This window comes from Methylobacterium sp. J-026, assembly GCF_022829585.1.
Taxonomy (GTDB): Bacteria; Pseudomonadota; Alphaproteobacteria; order Rhizobiales; family Beijerinckiaceae; genus Methylobacterium.
In genome coordinates this window covers 1-386 of the sequence record NZ_JAKSYC010000217.1, presented here as the reverse complement: position 1 = coordinate 386, position 386 = coordinate 1, and the positions used below count along the sequence as shown (strand labels likewise).

Annotated in this window: 1 protein-coding gene; it reads left to right on the top strand. The window is 61.1% G+C overall.

Annotation, left to right across the window (positions count from 1 at the left end; translation table 11 throughout):
• Window positions 1-386, top strand: a 386-nt coding sequence (locus MKK69_RS19520; protein ID WP_243970567.1) for a PAS domain-containing protein, incomplete at both ends; no start/stop codon positions are given.

Genomic DNA, 386 nt, shown 5'->3' with positions numbered 1-386 from the left:
CCTAGACCTGATGGGCTACACCCTCGCCGAGGTGAAGGGGCAGCATCACAAGCTGTTCGTCCCCGCCAGCGAGCGCAATGGCGACGCGTACCGCACGTTCTGGGAGGCACTGCGCAGTGGCGAAGGTCAAACCCGCGAGTTTAAACGCATCGCCAAGGACGGGCGCGAGATCTGGATTCAGGCCACGTACAATCCTGTCCTAGACAGGGCTGGTCGAGTCACGAAGGTGGTGAAGTTCGCTACCGACATCACCGCGCAGGTGCTGCGCAACATCGACCATGATGGCCAGCTCGAAGCCTTGCACCGCTCCCAGGCGGTGATCGAGTTCGCGCTCGATGGCACCGTTCTGACCGCCAATACCAATTTCCTCAACGCGATGGGCTATC